The following is a 16,435-nucleotide window of genomic DNA, read 5'->3' on the forward strand; positions in this document are numbered from 1 at the left end:
CATTTATTTCACAATACGTGCGTCTTCTAACGGCCAATATAACATATTAGCTTTACCAATTACTTGATCCATTGAAATCGTACCGATTGAACGGCTATCTTTACTAAAACGACGATTATCACCTAAAACAAATAATTGATCTTTTGGAACGGTTTTCTTGCCTGTCATTTCTTCAAGATTAAAATCATATGTAAGCGGTCCGTCAGCAATTTGCTTTTTCTGCTTGTCTAAATACGGCTCCTCATAAGCCTTTCCGTTAACATACAGTTTATCATTACGATACTCTATTTCATCGCCTGGCAGGCCTATAATGCGCTTAATGTAATCTTTATCTTCTGTTGCTCGAAATACGATAATATCAAAGCGTTTTGGATCTCCAATGTGATAACCAATTTTATTCACAATCATTCGATCACGATCATGTAAAGTAGGTGCCATCGATACCCCGTCTACGAGAATTGGCGCAAAGAAAAACTGTCTAATAACACCAGCTAATACAACAGCAATCAAAATTGCTTTAATCCATTCCCAAAGTGAACTCTTCTCTTTTTTCATGCATTTCCCCTCCACGGTTATGTAAACTGCTCGTATTATACCAAAATTTCATATAGATTGGAAAAAGGGAGCTTGTGCATTTACAAGCTCCCATACATGTCTTATCGAATTTCTTTAATACGTGCTTTTTTACCGCGAAGGTTACGTAAGTAGTATAACTTAGCACGACGTACTTTACCACGGCGAAGTACTTCGATTTTCGCGATTCTTGGCGTGTGAACTGGGAATGTACGCTCAACACCTACACCGTAAGAAATCTTACGAACTGTGAATGTTTCACTGATTCCGCCACCACGACGTTTAATTACAACACCTTCGAAAAGCTGAATTCTTTCACGAGTTCCCTCAACAACTTTTACGTGTACACGTAAAGTGTCACCAGGACGGAATGAAGGAAGGTCAGTTTTTAATTGGCCTTTTGTAATTTCTGCGATTAATTGTTGCATATTAAATTCTCTCCTTTAAACAGATGCTCTTATAAAGTCTTAATAAATTACAGCGGAACATCGTTAATACGGCTACTGATTTCAGTAGCACAAATGTTATAATAGCATATTACTAGGCCTGTTGCAATAGCAAATATATGAAGTTATTACTGCTCTCGCTTTATTTCCTCAAGCCATTTTTTCTCTTGTTTAGATAACTCTCTCTCATCTAATAAATCAGGTCTACGCGTATACGTTCGGCGCAAAGATTCCTTATGTCGCCATTCATCAATGTTTTTATGATTCCCTGACATTAATACATCCGGTACCTTCATACCACGAAAATCAGCTGGACGTGTATAATGAGGATGCTCTAATAAACCTGTACTAAACGAATCCTCTACTTGTGAAGCATGATTTCCTAGCACCCCTGGCAAGAGACGTACCACACTATCAGTAATAACCATAGAGGCTAATTCTCCGCCCGTTAATACATAGTCACCAATAGAAATCTCATCCGTTACGAGATGCTCACGAATTCGTTCGTCATATCCTTCATAATGCCCACATACGAAGATTAAATGTTCTTCCCCTGCAAGCTCTTCCGCTTTCTTCTGCGTAAATCTTTCGCCCTGCGGACACATTAAGACAACTCTCGGCTTACGCTCTGTCTCTTTCGTCAAATCTTCTACAGCATCAAAAATAGGCTGAGGAGTAAGCACCATACCAGCTCCTCCGCCGTAAGGATAATCGTCTACGCTATTATGCTTACTTGTTGTATAATCACGAAAGTTAACAACACGAAGGTTTACCGCTTCTTTTTCTTGCGCCTTCTTTAATATAGAAGATCCAAATACACCGGTAAACATGTCTGGGAACAACGTTAAAATATCAATTTTCATTATAGCAGCCCTTCCATTACATGAATGGTTACTAATTTATTTTCAATATTAACTTGAAGTACAACGTCATCGATATAAGGAATTAAGAGATCTTGACCCTTCGGGCGTTTAATTACCCAAACATCATTTGCACCAGGAGATAGAATCTCTTTGATTGTCCCTAGCGCTTCTCCTTCTTCCGTTACAACACTGCAACCAATAATTTCATGATAGTAGTATTCACCTTCAGCAAGTTCACCTAACTGCTCTTCTGGTACTTTTATTAAAGAACCTTTAAACTTCTCTACTTCATCTACATTGTTATATCCTTCAAATGTTAATAAATCGAATGTCTTATGTTGGCGATGAGAAGTTACCTTTACCGGAAGATAGTCTGTGCCTTTCTCATTCGATATGTATAGCGTGTTTCCTACTTTATATCGCTCTTCTGGAAAATCAGTACGAGAAATAACACGGATTTCTCCTCTTACGCCATGAGTATTTACAATTTTTCCTACATTAAACCATTTTGTCATAAATAGTATGTCACCCCTGGTTTCTATATAAATTAAGCATCTCCATTTCACAGATGGAACATGCAATCTCTATTTAAATGTTAAAAAAGGGAGAGGAATAACTCCTCGCCCTTTTTACGTTTATTGAATTTCCAGTGTTACTTTTTCATCATTATGATGTCCCACTGAATACAAGAGCATTCGAATCGCTTTCGCAACTCTCCCTTGCTTTCCAATGACTTTTCCAACATCCTCAGGATGTACAGTTAATCGATACTTTATCTCTCCGTTGCAAAGTTCCTGTGTAACTTTTACATCTTCAGGATAATCGACAAGAGGCTTGACAATCGTCTCGACTAACTTCTTCATAGTCATTGCCTCAATTACTTACCTTGTTTAGATAAGTGGAATTTCTCCATGATACCTTGGTTAGAGAATAAGTTACGAACTGTATCAGATGGTTTAGCACCATTTCCTAACCATTTTAATGCTGCTTCTTCGTTGATCTTAACTTCAGCTGGTTGAGCAACTGGATTGTAAGTTCCGATTTCCTCAATGAAACGTCCGTCACGAGGAGAACGAGAATCTGCAACAACTACACGATAGAAAGGAGTTTTTTTAGCTCCCATACGTTTTAAACGAATTTTAACTGCCATTTATAAAGCACCTCCGAATTTATTTCACACAGATAATTATATTAGCAAAAAGACTATTGCTTTGTAAAGTATTTTTTCTTAACAGAGCCATCTTTTTTTCCTTACATGAATGGAAACTTCAATCCACCTAGTCCTTTTTTCTTACCTTTTTGCATTCCCGTCATCGTCTTCATCATTTTTTTCATGTCATCGAATTGCTTAATTAGACGATTGATTTCTTGTACAGTTGTACCGCTACCTTTGGCAATGCGCTTTTTGCGACTAGCATTGATTATTTCCGGTTGTTCTCGTTCTAATTTAGTCATAGAACGAATAATTGCCTCAATATGCCCAATTTGTTTTTCATCAACTTGCGCATTTTTCAGCCCTTTAATTTTATTTGCACCAGGAAGCATTCCTAACAATTCATCAAGCGGCCCAAGTTGGCGCACTTGTCCAAGTTGTTCTAGGAAATCGTCAAGCGTAAACGAAAGCGTACGCATTTTTTGCTCAAGTTCTTTTGCTTTCTCTTCATCAACTGTAGCTTGCGCTTTTTCAATCAATGTTAAGACATCGCCCATCCCTAAAATACGGGATGCCATACGCTCTGGATGGAACGCTTCAATTGCATCTAGTTTTTCACCCATACCAGCAAATTTAATCGGCGTGTTTGTTACAGCCTTAATAGATAATGCAGCACCACCGCGCGTATCACCATCTAATTTCGTTAATACAACACCTGTTAAACCTAACTGTTCATGGAAACTTTGTGCAACATTTACCGCGTCTTGCCCCGTCATCGCATCGACAACAAGGAAAATTTCATCCGGTTTCGCAACTTCTTTCACTTTCGCTAATTCATCCATTAATTCTTCATCAATATGCAGGCGACCCGCTGTATCGATTAAAACATAATCGTGATGATCTTCTTTTGCTTTTGCAATCGCTTGTTTCGCAATTTCAACAGGACTTACTTGATCTCCTAAAGAAAATACAGGCATGTCCAATTGCTTCCCTAATGTTTCAAGCTGTTTAATCGCTGCTGGACGGTAAATATCCGCTGCAACAAGCATCGGTTTACGATTATGCTTTTTACGAAGCAAATTCGCAAGCTTACCTGTCGTCGTTGTTTTACCCGCACCTTGCAGACCAACCATCATAATAACAGTCGGTGGCTTATTAGCAACAGCAATTTTGCTTTGCTCTCCGCCCATAAGTTCTGTAAGTTCTTCCTGTACAACTTTAATTACTTGTTGTCCAGGTGTCAAACTTTTCATTACATCTTGTCCGACAGCACGTTCAGACACACGCTTCACAAAATCTTTTACTACTTTAAAGTTAACATCCGCTTCTAAAAGAGCTAGACGAACTTCTCTCATCATTTCTTTCACATCGGCTTCAGAAACTTTTCCTTTGCCGCGGATTTTTTGCATTGTCTGTTGAAGTCGGTCGGCTAATCCTTCAAATGCCATATTGCCGCCCTCCTAATCTAATTTTTCGATAGCTTCAACAACTTGTTTCATTTCTTCATTCACATGCTCTTCTTCGCTGATTAGCTGTTTTAGCTTTGCAACAAGTCGCTGTCGCTCTTGAAACTTTTGAAGTAATACTAATTTTTCTTCATATTCTTCAAGCATCGCTTCAGTCCGTTTAATGTTATCATACACGGCTTGGCGACTTACATCAAATTCTTCCGCAATTTCACCAAGAGATAAATCATCTAGATAATAAAGCGACATATAACTTCTTTGTTTTTGCGTTAACAACGATTGATAAAAATCAAATAAATAGTTCATTCTCGTTGTTTTTTCGAGCATGTTGGATCATCCTTTGTTAAGTGATTTCCCTTTACATGAATTAGTTTACATGTAGTCCAAAAGAGTGTCAAGTTTTTTTCTTAACATCATATATTTTTTATAGAAAAAGAAGCGGAAATACCGCTTCTTTCGCTTATACTTCTTCTGTTTCTACTAAGTTCGCAAATAAACCATACACATATTGTTCTGGATCAAACTGCTGCAAGTCATCCATTTGCTCTCCTAATCCAACAAACTTCACCGGTACATCCATTTCGTTACGAATCGCTAATACAATACCACCTTTAGCAGTTCCATCTAACTTCGTTAAAACAATACCAGTTACATTCGTTGCTTCACGGAATGTTTTCGCTTGGCTTAAACCGTTTTGTCCCGTTGTTGCATCAATAACAAGCAATACTTCATGAGGAGCACCTGGTACTTCACGCTCAATTACACGCTTCACCTTCTCTAACTCTTTCATTAAGTTCACTTTATTTTGCAAGCGTCCTGCTGTGTCACATAGTAATACATCTACCTTACGTGCTTTCGCTGCTTGTACAGCGTCATACATAACCGCCGCTGGATCAGATCCAGATCCTTGTTTAATCACTTCTACACCAACGCGATCGCCCCATACTTCTAATTGTTCAATCGCTCCAGCACGGAATGTATCTCCTGCCGCCAATAGGACTGACTTACCTTCTGATTTAAACTTATGCGCCAGTTTACCAATTGTCGTCGTTTTTCCTACACCATTAACACCAACAAATAAAACGACCGTTAATTGGTCCTCTTGCATATTAATTTCGTTACTAAAATCGCTGTCACCTTTGTAAATTCCTACTAGTTTTTCTGAAATAACAGCTTGTACTTCTTTTGGATCTTGAATGTTACGACGTTGTACTTCTTCTTTCAATTGGTCAATTAATTCCATTACCGTCGCAACGCCAACGTCTGCACCGATTAAAATTTCTTCTAACTCTTCGAAGAAATCTTCGTCCACTTTACGGTAACGATACACTAAATCATTCACTTTATCCGCAAATGAATTTCTCGTTTTTTCTAATCCTTGTTTAAATTTCTCTGTAACTGTATCCGTTTGTTTTGAAATTTTTTCTTTTAGTTTTTTAAAAAAACTCATACTTTCCCATCCTTCCTATTCACTTGCAATAAGTTCTTCTCCGGCGTCTAAACGAACCGAAACAAGTTTAGATACCCCTGATTCTTGCATTGTTACACCGTACAACACATCAGACTCTTCCATTGTACCTTTTCTATGTGTAATTACAATAAACTGCGTCTCATCACTGAATTTCTTTAAATACTGTGCAAAACGAGCTACATTCGCCTCATCAAGGGCTGCCTCTACCTCATCTAGTACACAGAACGGTACTGGGCGTACTTTTAAAATACCAAATAAAAGCGCAATTGCTGTTAAAGCACGCTCTCCACCTGAAAGTAAACCTAAGTTCTGCAGTTTCTTCCCTGGCGGTTGTGCTACAATATCAATACCCGTATTTAGTAAATCCTCTGGATTAGTCATTACTAAATCTGCTCTACCGCCTCCAAATAATTCAGAGAATACCGATTGAAACTCCATTCTAATGCCTTCAAACGTAGTAGAAAAGCGTTTTTTCATTTCTTCATCCATTTCGGTAATAAGCTGGTGCAATGTCGCTTTCGCTTCTTCTAGGTCGTCTCTCTGCTCTAGTAAGAATGTATGACGCTCCGCTACACGTTCATATTCATCAATTGCCCCTAGGTTCACTGTACCTAACTCTTCTATGGATAATTTGATTAATTTTACTTTCTTACGCGCATCTTCTGCAGGCATTGTCATTGTATATTTTAGTTTTGCCGCTTCAAATGAAATCGTATATGTTTCACGTAAATGTTGTAATCTATTTTCCAACTCTACATCAAGTCGATTTATTCTCACTTCTTGATCTTTCAACATTTCAAGAATATATTTATGTTTACCTGTCGTTTCTTTCAAATGGTGCTCTAAATGTTCTACTCTCTCTTGCAACGATACACGTTGTTCACGACGAGAGCGAATTAATTCTGAAGTTTGATTACGATCATATGCTTTCTTCTCAATCATATTCGTAATTTGCTCTTCACCACTTGAATTAGATGTCATTTCTTGTTTTAAGAACGCTAAATCCTCTTTCGTTTTTACAAGTGTCGCATCCGTTTCTTCTTTTTCCTTCGTCAATCGTTCAACTTTTTCTTTTTGATTAGATAAGCGTTGTTGCTTTTCAGCTGCCAGCACTTTTAACTCAGTCATTTCTTTTTGAACTTTTTCTTTCGAAGAATGTTGCTCACTTTTTTGTTTTGTTAAAGCTACAATTTTACTATCTAACTTAGTGATTTCAGCTTGAAGATTCGTTAAAACCCCTTCTAACTCCTCTTTACGCCCTTGCATTTTTACTCGATCTTGTAAAAAACCTTCAATCTCTAAATCATAAATAGACAACCGATCATTAATACGATGTTCTTCTAATTCTAAACGATTAATCTCTTCTCTTAATTTCTGCTCATCTACACGATCTGCTTCTACAGTTTGCCTTAGTTCGCGTATTTTCACTTCTTTTTCTTGAATCTCTTGTTTTACTGCTTTAACAAAGTTTTCTAACTTCGTTGTTTTTTCTTCCATATCAGTTAACTTGCGAGTCCACTCTTCCAGTTCACGTTGGCGTCCTAATAAAGAAGATTTCGCTTGCTTTACCGCCCCACCAGTCATAGAACCGCCAGGATTCACTACGTCACCTTCGATTGTTACAATACGATAACGGTATTGCAGTTGTTTCGCCAACTCATTTGCTCCACGTAAATCTTTCGCAACAATAACAGTACCTAATAAATTTGAAACTACATTTTCATATTTATTGTTGTACTGCACAAGTTCTGCCGCCACACCTACAAACGATGGGTGTTGATTTGCAATGCGTAATTGCTCAAATGATAACGATCTGCTTTTAATAACAGCTTGCGGTAAAAACGTTGCACGTCCCTGTTTATTTTGCTTTAAAAATGCAATCGCATTACGAGCATGTTCCTCTGTTTGTACAACAATATGCTGCATCGCTGCACCTAGAGCGATTTCCATTGCAACTTCGTATTCTTTCGGTACCGTTAACAGTTCCGCAACAGCACCCTCGATACCTTGCAACCTATTTTCTCTAGCTTTCAATACTTCACGTACACCTTGATAGAATCCAGAATAATCTTCTTGCATCTCTTCAAGCATTTCTTTTCGAGAACGTGCCTGTTGCACAAATTGATATGCTTGATACAGTTTTGTTTCATTTTCACTATACTGCGTCTTACATTTCCCAAGCGCCGCCTCTGTCTTCTGTATGTTTGAGAGAATGCCAGCTACTTTTTCTTTCGCTTGTTCGTAACTTTCTACAAGTTTCGTCTTTTTCGCTGTAATTTCCATACGCATTTCTACATATTTCGCATTCTCTTCATCTAGACGCTCGTTTTTAGACGTTTGCTGTTTCGATTGTTCTTCAATCATAGATAATTCATTACGATGACTAGCTTGTTGATTTAAAAGCTCAATATAGTCACCTTTTAAATTCTCAATCTGTTCCTCTAAATTGTCAGCAAAAGTAGCAAGCAGTTGCTCATTATCATGCAATTTTTGCTCCAACTCTTTTACTTCATTCACAAATTGCATTAAAGCTTCTGTACTTGACTCAATCTCACCATCGTAACTTTTAGCTTTCTCTGTTAATTCAACAATTAACTGCTCAAGTTGCGCACAATGCGTCGTAGCATTTTGCTTTCTCTCTTTTAACAACTCTCGCTGCCCTTCTAGTTTTTCTAGCTCTTTACTAGAAAGAAGAAGTACTTCTTGTAACGAATCTACAGACTCATCTACCGCCTGTAATTGTCCTCGTAATTCCTCAAGCTCTTCTTCACTTTTTTGTAAATTCGTTGACATTTTAGCTTCTTCGTTTTTATTATGCCCAAACTGATTTCGAAGCGCTTCCCATTTCTCATGCAGTTCTTCAATTTCATGGACAATAAGCGCAGCTTCTACTTTCTCTAATTCTTCTTTATTCTCAAGATAATCTTTCGCAATAGAAGCTTGTCTTTCTAAAGGTTCTACTTGACTACTTAATTCATGAATTATATCTTGTACACGATTTAAGTTTTCTTGTGTTTCTGCTAATTTTCCTTCAGCTTTCTTTTTGCGAAGTTTGTATTTTAATACGCCTGCCGCTTCTTCAAATACACCTCGACGCTCTTCTGACTTACTACTTAAAATCTCTTCCACTTTCCCCTGGCTAATAATTGAAAAAGCTTCTCTTCCCATACCAGAGTCCATAAATAAATCGATAATATCTTTCAATCTACATGATTGTTTATTAATATAAAAATCACTATCACCTGAACGAGATACACGACGTGTTACACACACCTCATTGTATTCAATTGGTAAACGTTGATCTTCATTATTTAAAGTTATTGTTACTTCAGCAACATTAACCGCTCTCCTCGTATCACTGCCTGCAAAAATAATATCCTCCATCTTTGCACCACGTAATGATTTTGCAGATTGTTCACCAAGTACCCAGCGAATTGCATCAGTAATATTACTTTTCCCGCTTCCATTAGGTCCTACTACAGAAGTTACACCTGGGACAAAATCAACAGATACATGCTCAGCAAAAGACTTAAACCCTGCTATTTCTAATCTTTTTAAAAACACGAAAGGCCTTCCTCCTATTCTCCGTCGTTATAAATGTTCTCTATATAAAAACAAGTATTATACGGATTTACCTTCTTTTTCTTTATAAACAAAAAGAAAGTTTCATTCTATGCATAAGGAATCCCCCTCATTCAAAGGGGGATTCCTTATAGTTGTTCTTTTAATTTTTTCAATGCTTCTGCAGCAGCTTGTTGCTCTGCTTCTTTTTTCGACTTACCACTACCAAGACCTAAAGCTACGTTATTTAACGTAACACGTGACACAAATTCTCGATTGTGAGCTGGTCCTTTTTCTTGCAAAATTTGATACTCAACATTGCCACTGCCATCACGCTGAATCAATTCTTGCAACTGACTCTTATAATCCATCACATGAGAAAAAGCACCCTCATTAATTTTCGGATATACAATTTCTTTTAAGAATTCCCAAACTGTTTCTAGCCCTTGATCAAGATAAAGGGCACCAATAAACGCTTCAAAGACATCCGCTAATAAAGCTGGTCGTTCACGTCCACCTGTCATTTCTTCACCTTTTCCTAATAAAACAAGGCTGCCAAATGACAATTCGTTCGCAAAACGAACAAGAGATGGCTCACATACAATAGCTGCACGTAGTTTTGTTAACTCTCCTTCGCTCATTGTCGGATATTTTTGAAACAGATACTGTGATACAGTCAGTTCCAATACTGCATCTCCAAGAAATTCAAGACGCTCATTATCTTCATGCGGTTTTTTTCGATGCTCATTCACATACGATGAATGCGTAAATGCTTGAATCAATAATTTTTCATCTGTAAACGTAATACCTATCTTTTCTTGAAACACTTTAAATGCTTCACGATATTTTGTTTCGTATTTTTTTTCTCTATATTTTCGGTACGGCATAGGTCCCTCCAGATATAAGCCAGAAAGCCCCGCTAAAAAACGGGACTTCACTTAAGCATTATAGATGACTCTCTATGTAAGTCACAGCATCGCCAACAGTAGCAATCTTTTCAGCATCTTCATCAGAAATTTCCATTTCGAATTCATCTTCTAATTGCATTACAAGTTCTACTACATCTAGGGAGTCTGCTCCTAAATCTTCCTTGAAGCTTGCAGCTGGTACTACCTCAGTCTCTTCTACTCCTAAACGATCAACGATGATTTTTGTTACGCGCTCTAAAACATCTGCCATTCCATTCACCTCCCCTCAAATATTATATTAAATATTGACCAAAAAAACTAGGTGAAATCGATTCTTTTATTACATTACCATACCGCCATCAACATTTAACGTTTGACCTGTAACATATTTGCTTTGATCAGAAGCAAAAAACGTTACAGCATTCGCGATATCTTGCGCTTCACCAAATTGAGCAGCTGGAATAACTTTTAACATTTCAGCTTTAATATTCTCATCTAGTACATCCGTCATATCAGTCGCAATAAAGCCCGGCGCAATTGCATTCACTGTAATATTTCGACTTGCTAACTCTTTTGCAGATGTTTTTGTTAATCCAATAACACCCGCTTTAGCAGCAACATAATTAGCTTGTCCTGGGTTTCCTATGACACCAACAACAGAAGCGATATTTATAATTCTACCGTGACGTTGACGCATCATATAACGAGATACTGCTTTTGTACATAAGAATACACCTTTTAAGTTTGTATTAATAACTGTATCCCATTCTTCTTCTTTCATACGCATTAATAAATTATCTTTCGTTACACCAGCATTATTTACAAGAATATCAACTTGTCCAAATGTATCTACTGTTTGTTTCACCATATTTGTAACATCATCAGCATTTGCAACATCTGCTCTTACCGCAATTGCATCAGAACCTAATTTTTTAATTTCATCTACTACTTCATTTGCTTTTTGTTCATTGCCAGCATAATTTACTACTACATTTGCCCCTTGTTTCGCTAAATCGATCGCAATCGCGCGACCAATTCCACGTGAAGCGCCAGTTACTAATGCTACCTTCCCTTTTAACATCAGTTTTCTCCTCTCAAATTTGAAATGGTATCTTTTAATGTCTCTTCATCGTATATCGCATATGCTTTTACTGATGAATCAATTGACTTCATAAGTCCAGCAAGTACTTTTCCAGGTCCAATTTCAATAAATGTATCTACTCCCTGCTTCACCATATATTCAATAGACGGGTACCATAATACAGGCGAATAAAGCTGTTCGATTAACTTTTCTTGAATGTCTGCACCACGTGTAATAACTTCCGCCGTAACATTTGCAATAACAGGAATATTCGTGTCATGAATTGTAATTTCATTTAAAACACTTTGGAACTTCTCAGCTGCCGGCTTCATAAGTGAAGAATGGAATGGCCCACTTACTTTTAGTGGAATCGCTCTCTTTGCACCATTTTCTTTCGCTCTCTGAGAGGCAACCTCTACGCCTTGCTTCGTTCCAGAAATTACAATTTGCTTCGTACTATTCATATTAGCGATTTGCACTGCATATCCTTCACTTGTTACTTCTTCTGTAACTTGTTTCAGCATATGTGGGTCAGCACCTAATATAGCTGCCATTGCGCCTTCCCCTCCCGGAACAGCTTCTTCCATATATTCCCCGCGTTTCCTTACAGCATATACAGCATCTTCAAAAGTTAATGCACCAGCTGCTACAAGAGCGCTATATTCACCTAAACTATGACCAGCGACAAAGTCAGGTGTAATGTCATACTCTTTCAAAGCTGTCAAAATAGCAAAACTCGTTGTTAATAATGCAGGCTGCGCATTTGTTGTTAATGTCAGCTTTTCCTGCGGTCCTTCAAAAATCACTTCTGAAAGTGAATCTTGCAACACCTCATCTGCTTTTGCAAACACTTTTGCAACCTCTTTATTATTCTCTGCTAATTGTTTACCCATTCCAACTGCCTGTGAACCTTGGCCCGGAAAAAGAAATGCTATTTTTCCCATTTCAAATCCTCCTCTTATTGGAGTGACTCTTTCTCCATTACGCTTGAAATCGTAGGAATTACTTCTTTCGCTACCATTTCTCTCGTTTGACGAATCGCACTAAATACCGACTGGTCATTAGAAGAACCGTGAGCCTTAATGACAGGTGCTTTCAATCCAAATAATGCAGCTCCGCCATACTCCGAATAATCCATTTTATCTTTTAATACCATAAGTTTTGGCTTTAATACCGCCGCTGCTAATTTGCTCGTAAATGAACTCATTAATTGTTCTTTCAACATAGAGAATAGCGCAAGTGCTGTTCCCTCTAATGATTTCAACGCTACATTCCCTGTAAAACCATCACATACAACAACATCTGCTACACCTTGCAATAAATCTCTTGATTCAACGTTCCCAACGAAATTAATTGGCGCATCTTTAAGCATTGCAAATACTTGCTTTGAAAGCTCGTTTCCTTTTCCATCCTCTGTTCCAACGTTTAATAGTCCAACGCGAGGATTTTCAATTCCTCTTACCTTCTCAGCATAAACAGATCCCATTACTGCATATTGATATAAATGAATTGGTTTTGCATCAACATTTGCTCCAACATCTAACATAACAAAACCTTTTCCATCTACAGTCGGCATTGTAGGCGATAAAGCTGGTCGCTCAATTCCTTCCATACGACCGACAACAAATAATCCAGCTGCCATTAAAGCTCCTGTACTACCTGCGGATATACAAGCGTCTGCTTCTCCATCCTTTACTTGTTGTGCCGCAAGCACCATTGAAGCTTGTTTTTTTCGACGAACCGCTCTTACTGGTTCCTCCGTTGATTCTATTTTTTCGTCTGTATGAAGAATAGTAATTCGTTCATCACTCGTTAAGTATTGACGAATTTCCTCTTCTTTCCCTACTAACGTAATATGTAAATCAGAATATTCCTTAATAGCTTTCATTGCCCCTAATACTACAGCCTTTGGAGCGTGATCTCCGCCCATTGCATCTATTGCGATTTTCATAAGTTGTTACCTTCCTCACTATAATTACTAGATCGATACATTTCAAAAGTGCCTGTAAAAACAAGTTCTTCTCCAACGAAGCTACGCACTTTGACAACCGTCCGTCCCTTATCATTCTCTACATCTTCAACGCGCGCTTTTGCAACAACACGCTCTCCTAATTTTACAGGGCGAATGTATCGAATGGTAGACTTTGCAGTTAAAGCTAATTCTTCATCAATAACCGCAACAGCTAGTGAGTTTGCTTGTGCAAACAGATGATGCCCACGGGCAATTTGATTTCTTTTAAATACATGTTCTACCTTTACTTCAAAGATAGAGATTGCATGTCTATCTAATTCAATATCAATAATTTCTCCAACAACCTCTTCTAACGGTAAAGATTTCACATCTTCTTCATGTTGCTTTGTAGCTACATGTTTAATTCTCTCTCTTAATTCAGGAATAGACAATTCCATACGATCAAGTCGTACTGTTTGTATACTCACTTGAAATTTTTCCGCTAAATCTTCATCCGTAATAAAAGGATTTGATTCGATTGTTTGTTGTAATAACTCTTGTCTTTCTTTTTTACTTCTTCTTTTTTTCATACCGCACCATCCATTTTTATGACTAGGTACTAACAGTAGTATATAATCATTAAAAGTAGAATGCAACAAAAACTTTTGTTGACTCCCTTTAATCGAGCTTCTCTCCTTGGAACACACCTGTCCCATCAAGATACGTACGCAAGGCAGCGTACTGATCATTGTGCCAAAACGCTTCTGAATCTACTAGTATCGCCGCATCTTGCCTTGCTGTTTCTAACGCTCGATAATCATGTACCATGTCAGCAACCTTAAATTCTGGTAAGCCACTTTGCTTACTCCCAAAGAAATCTCCAGGACCTCGTAATTCTAAATCTTTTTCTGACAATACAAATCCATCATTTGTTTCAGTCATTATGCGCATTCTTTCTTTCCCTGTTTCTGATTTAGGGTCTGCTATTAATAAACAATATGATTGTTCACTACCACGGCCGACACGCCCTCTAAGCTGATGAAGCTGCGATAAACCGAAACGTTCTGCATCATAAATAACCATTACAGTCGCATTCGGTACGTTCACACCTACTTCAACAACTGTTGTCGATACAAGAATTTGCACTTTATTTTCACTAAACTGTCCCATTATCTCTTCTTTTTCCTGAGACGATAATCTCCCATGCATCAATCCAACTTGGCATTTCCCTTGGTAATGATGCGTCAGCATACTATGTAAGTCGATAGCATTTTGCACATCAAGTTTCTCAGATTCTTCAATTAGAGGACAAATAACGTATGCCTGTCTTCCTTTTTTTATCTCCTTTTCAACAAAACCGAGAACGCGATCTAACATATCATGTTTTGCCCAATATGTTTCAATCACCTTTCTACCTGCTGGCATCTCATCGATTATCGAAACATCCATCTCTCCAAATGCAGTAATTGCAAGCGTACGCGGAATTGGTGTCGCTGTCATAAATAATACATCTGGACTTTCACCTTTCTCCCGTAAAACTCGGCGCTGCGCTACACCAAATCGATGCTGTTCATCTGTAATAACGAGACCCAACCTATGAAATATAACTTCATCTTGAATTAAGGCATGCGTTCCAACAAGAATATCTATTTCTCCTTGTTCTAACTTCGCTAAAATTTCTCGACGTCTCGCACCTTTAACAGAACTTGTTAACAGTTCCACCTTCATACCAAAATGCGAAAACGTTTCAGCAAGCGACTGATAATGTTGCTCAGCTAAAATTTCTGTAGGAACCATTAAAGCACCTTGATAATGAGCTAATTTCGATGCATAAAGGCCAATCGCAGCAACAACTGTTTTCCCAGAACCAACGTCACCTTGCAATAGTCGGTTCATCCGATAAGGAGATGTCATATCTTTCAAAATTTCATCTACAACTCGACGCTGCGCACCCGTTAATGGAAACGGCAGTGCATCGATAAATTCTTGTAATTCTACTGAGGGAATCTCTTTCTTCGTCCCTTTTGAATTTTCCCTCTCCATTTTCCGGAGCGTTTGCATTTTCAGCTGAAATAAGAAAAATTCTTCATATACAAAACGGCGACGCGCTTGCTTCAAATCTTCCTGTCCTACCGGAAAATGCAATGCCCTAAGCGCTTCATATCTTGGTAATAATTTATATCGCCCTAACAAACCATCCGGTAACACTTCGACTATAGAATCTCCATATTCCTTTAACGCTTGAGCAATAAAACGACGCATCTGTTTTACTGTAAGTTTCCCCTTTACTGAATAAACAGGTTCCACTTCTTGTTGACGTACAACCGGCCCAAAATGAAGTTCTGATACAGCAATTGTTTGACGATGTTGATCCCATTTACCAGTAATCGTTACCGTTTCATCTAACTTTAATTTTTGCTTATAGTAAGGCCTATTAAAACATACCGCCGTAATTAAATAACGACCGACGAGAACACGAACTGTTAAACGCGATTTCTTCTTACCATAATATTGCAGCAAAGGAGCACTATGAATCTTCCCTTCAACCGTTACACGTTCATCATGCTTTACTTCAGCAAGATCTTTCATCGCATAATCTTCATAACGGTATGGAAAATGTTCTAATAGATGAGAAACTGTGTAAATACCCATCTCATGTAGTAACTCAGATGTTTCTCCTCCGATCCCCTTTACATCCGTAACAGGAACTTGTACAACATCATTCAAGATTCTCACACCCCGTCACATTATTTTCTTTATTGCATTTTATTTGAGTACCAATTAGCATCTGTAATCGCTCTCTTTCACCTTATATATTCTATCATAGGCATTCTAAGAGAAACTACTCAAATCCCTTATATAAAACAAGTAAAAAAGAGCCTCACTATTAGCAGCAAGGCTCTTTTCTCTCTTCAATATGCTAGCCTTTTGAATAAAAACTAGTAATAAACTTCATATTACT

Annotated in this window: 17 protein-coding genes; all 17 read right to left on the reverse strand. The window is 37.9% G+C overall.

Annotated elements, in window-relative coordinates; all coding sequences use genetic code 11:
- Window positions 1-3: 3 nt before the first annotated feature.
- A complete protein-coding gene (gene lepB / locus MHB52_RS19970; protein WP_000711853.1) occupies window positions 4-555 on the reverse strand; it encodes a signal peptidase I in 552 nt (183 codons plus the stop codon).
- 101 nt (window positions 556-656) lie between these two features.
- Window positions 657-1,001, reverse strand: a complete 345-nt coding sequence (gene rplS / locus MHB52_RS19975; protein WP_001186516.1) for a 50S ribosomal protein L19 — start codon at window positions 999-1,001, stop codon at window positions 657-659.
- 146 nt (window positions 1,002-1,147) lie between these two features.
- Window positions 1,148-1,882, reverse strand: coding sequence for a tRNA (guanosine(37)-N1)-methyltransferase TrmD (gene trmD, locus MHB52_RS19980; RefSeq protein ID WP_000686903.1), 735 nt, complete (start codon window positions 1,880-1,882; stop codon window positions 1,148-1,150).
- On the reverse strand, window positions 1,882-2,397 hold the full coding sequence (rimM, locus tag MHB52_RS19985) for a ribosome maturation factor RimM (protein WP_000170278.1): 516 nt from the start codon (window positions 2,395-2,397) through the stop codon (window positions 1,882-1,884). Before rimM ends, trmD begins: the two co-directional genes overlap by 1 nt.
- Before the next feature lie 120 nt (window positions 2,398-2,517).
- Window positions 2,518-2,745 (reverse strand): KH domain-containing protein, encoded by a 228-nt coding sequence (locus MHB52_RS19990; protein ID WP_000737401.1) that lies wholly within the window; start codon window positions 2,743-2,745, stop codon window positions 2,518-2,520.
- A gap of 14 nt (window positions 2,746-2,759) precedes the next feature.
- Complete coding sequence (rpsP, locus tag MHB52_RS19995) at window positions 2,760-3,032, reverse strand: 30S ribosomal protein S16 (protein WP_000268750.1); 273 nt, start codon at window positions 3,030-3,032, stop codon at window positions 2,760-2,762.
- A gap of 101 nt (window positions 3,033-3,133) precedes the next feature.
- Window positions 3,134-4,483 (reverse strand): signal recognition particle protein, encoded by a 1,350-nt coding sequence (gene ffh / locus MHB52_RS20000; RefSeq protein WP_000863460.1) that lies wholly within the window; start codon window positions 4,481-4,483, stop codon window positions 3,134-3,136.
- A gap of 12 nt (window positions 4,484-4,495) precedes the next feature.
- Complete coding sequence (locus MHB52_RS20005; RefSeq protein WP_000891062.1) at window positions 4,496-4,828, reverse strand: putative DNA-binding protein; 333 nt, start codon at window positions 4,826-4,828, stop codon at window positions 4,496-4,498.
- A 133-nt stretch (window positions 4,829-4,961) separates the two neighbouring features.
- Window positions 4,962-5,951, reverse strand: a complete 990-nt coding sequence (gene ftsY, locus MHB52_RS20010; RefSeq protein WP_000007655.1) for a signal recognition particle-docking protein FtsY — start codon at window positions 5,949-5,951, stop codon at window positions 4,962-4,964.
- A gap of 15 nt (window positions 5,952-5,966) precedes the next feature.
- Window positions 5,967-9,536 carry a chromosome segregation protein SMC gene (gene smc, locus MHB52_RS20015; RefSeq protein ID WP_000478955.1) on the reverse strand — a complete coding sequence of 1,190 codons (3,570 nt, stop codon included), beginning with the start codon at window positions 9,534-9,536 and terminating at the stop codon, window positions 5,967-5,969.
- A gap of 146 nt (window positions 9,537-9,682) precedes the next feature.
- Entirely contained in the window at window positions 9,683-10,420 is a 738-nt protein-coding gene (gene rncS, locus MHB52_RS20020) for a ribonuclease III (RefSeq protein ID WP_001146875.1), read from the reverse strand.
- A gap of 58 nt (window positions 10,421-10,478) precedes the next feature.
- Complete coding sequence (gene acpP, locus MHB52_RS20025; RefSeq protein ID WP_000786062.1) at window positions 10,479-10,712, reverse strand: acyl carrier protein; 234 nt, start codon at window positions 10,710-10,712, stop codon at window positions 10,479-10,481.
- Between the two features lie 69 nt (window positions 10,713-10,781).
- Window positions 10,782-11,522 carry a 3-oxoacyl-[acyl-carrier-protein] reductase gene (gene fabG, locus MHB52_RS20030; protein WP_000911774.1) on the reverse strand — a complete coding sequence of 247 codons (741 nt, stop codon included), beginning with the start codon at window positions 11,520-11,522 and terminating at the stop codon, window positions 10,782-10,784.
- Window positions 11,522-12,466: an ACP S-malonyltransferase gene (gene fabD / locus MHB52_RS20035; RefSeq protein WP_016118545.1), complete on the reverse strand. Its 945-nt coding sequence runs from the start codon at window positions 12,464-12,466 to the stop codon at window positions 11,522-11,524. Before fabD ends, fabG begins: the two co-directional genes overlap by 1 nt.
- 14 nt (window positions 12,467-12,480) lie before the next feature.
- Window positions 12,481-13,473 carry a phosphate acyltransferase PlsX gene (gene plsX / locus MHB52_RS20040; protein ID WP_000684101.1) on the reverse strand — a complete coding sequence of 331 codons (993 nt, stop codon included), beginning with the start codon at window positions 13,471-13,473 and terminating at the stop codon, window positions 12,481-12,483.
- Window positions 13,470-14,063 carry a transcription factor FapR gene (gene fapR, locus MHB52_RS20045; protein ID WP_000747349.1) on the reverse strand — a complete coding sequence of 198 codons (594 nt, stop codon included), beginning with the start codon at window positions 14,061-14,063 and terminating at the stop codon, window positions 13,470-13,472. The genes plsX and fapR overlap by 4 nt, the downstream gene beginning before the upstream one ends.
- An 88-nt stretch (window positions 14,064-14,151) precedes the next feature.
- On the reverse strand, window positions 14,152-16,200 hold the full coding sequence (recG, locus tag MHB52_RS20050; protein ID WP_001000813.1) for an ATP-dependent DNA helicase RecG: 2,049 nt from the start codon (window positions 16,198-16,200) through the stop codon (window positions 14,152-14,154).
- Window positions 16,201-16,435 lie beyond the last annotated feature (235 nt).

This window comes from Bacillus sp. FSL K6-0073, assembly GCF_038006085.1.
Taxonomy (GTDB): Bacteria; Bacillota; Bacilli; order Bacillales; family Bacillaceae_G; genus Bacillus_A; species Bacillus_A cereus.

Excerpts from the sequence above, each read along its gene's own strand:
- lepB (WP_000711853.1), bottom strand. The coding sequence starts at position 555 with ATGAAAAAAGAGAAGAGTTCACTTTGGGAATGGATTAAAGCAATTTTG.
- rplS (WP_001186516.1), bottom strand. The coding sequence starts at position 1,001 with ATGCAACAATTAATCGCAGAAATTACAAAAGGCCAATTAAAAACTGAC.
- trmD (WP_000686903.1), bottom strand. The coding sequence starts at position 1,882 with ATGAAAATTGATATTTTAACGTTGTTCCCAGACATGTTTACCGGTGTA.
- rimM (WP_000170278.1), bottom strand. The coding sequence starts at position 2,397 with ATGACAAAATGGTTTAATGTAGGAAAAATTGTAAATACTCATGGCGTA.
- MHB52_RS19990 (WP_000737401.1), bottom strand. The coding sequence starts at position 2,745 with ATGAAGAAGTTAGTCGAGACGATTGTCAAGCCTCTTGTCGATTATCCT.
- rpsP (WP_000268750.1), bottom strand. The coding sequence starts at position 3,032 with ATGGCAGTTAAAATTCGTTTAAAACGTATGGGAGCTAAAAAAACTCCT.
- ffh (WP_000863460.1), bottom strand. The coding sequence starts at position 4,483 with ATGGCATTTGAAGGATTAGCCGACCGACTTCAACAGACAATGCAAAAA.
- MHB52_RS20005 (WP_000891062.1), bottom strand. The coding sequence starts at position 4,828 with ATGCTCGAAAAAACAACGAGAATGAACTATTTATTTGATTTTTATCAA.
- ftsY (WP_000007655.1), bottom strand. The coding sequence starts at position 5,951 with ATGAGTTTTTTTAAAAAACTAAAAGAAAAAATTTCAAAACAAACGGAT.
- rncS (WP_001146875.1), bottom strand. The coding sequence starts at position 10,420 with ATGCCGTACCGAAAATATAGAGAAAAAAAATACGAAACAAAATATCGT.
- acpP (WP_000786062.1), bottom strand. The coding sequence starts at position 10,712 with ATGGCAGATGTTTTAGAGCGCGTAACAAAAATCATCGTTGATCGTTTA.
- fabG (WP_000911774.1), bottom strand. The coding sequence starts at position 11,522 with ATGTTAAAAGGGAAGGTAGCATTAGTAACTGGCGCTTCACGTGGAATT.
- fabD (WP_016118545.1), bottom strand. The coding sequence starts at position 12,466 with ATGGGAAAAATAGCATTTCTTTTTCCGGGCCAAGGTTCACAGGCAGTT.
- plsX (WP_000684101.1), bottom strand. The coding sequence starts at position 13,473 with ATGAAAATCGCAATAGATGCAATGGGCGGAGATCACGCTCCAAAGGCT.
- fapR (WP_000747349.1), bottom strand. The coding sequence starts at position 14,063 with ATGAAAAAAAGAAGAAGTAAAAAAGAAAGACAAGAGTTATTACAACAA.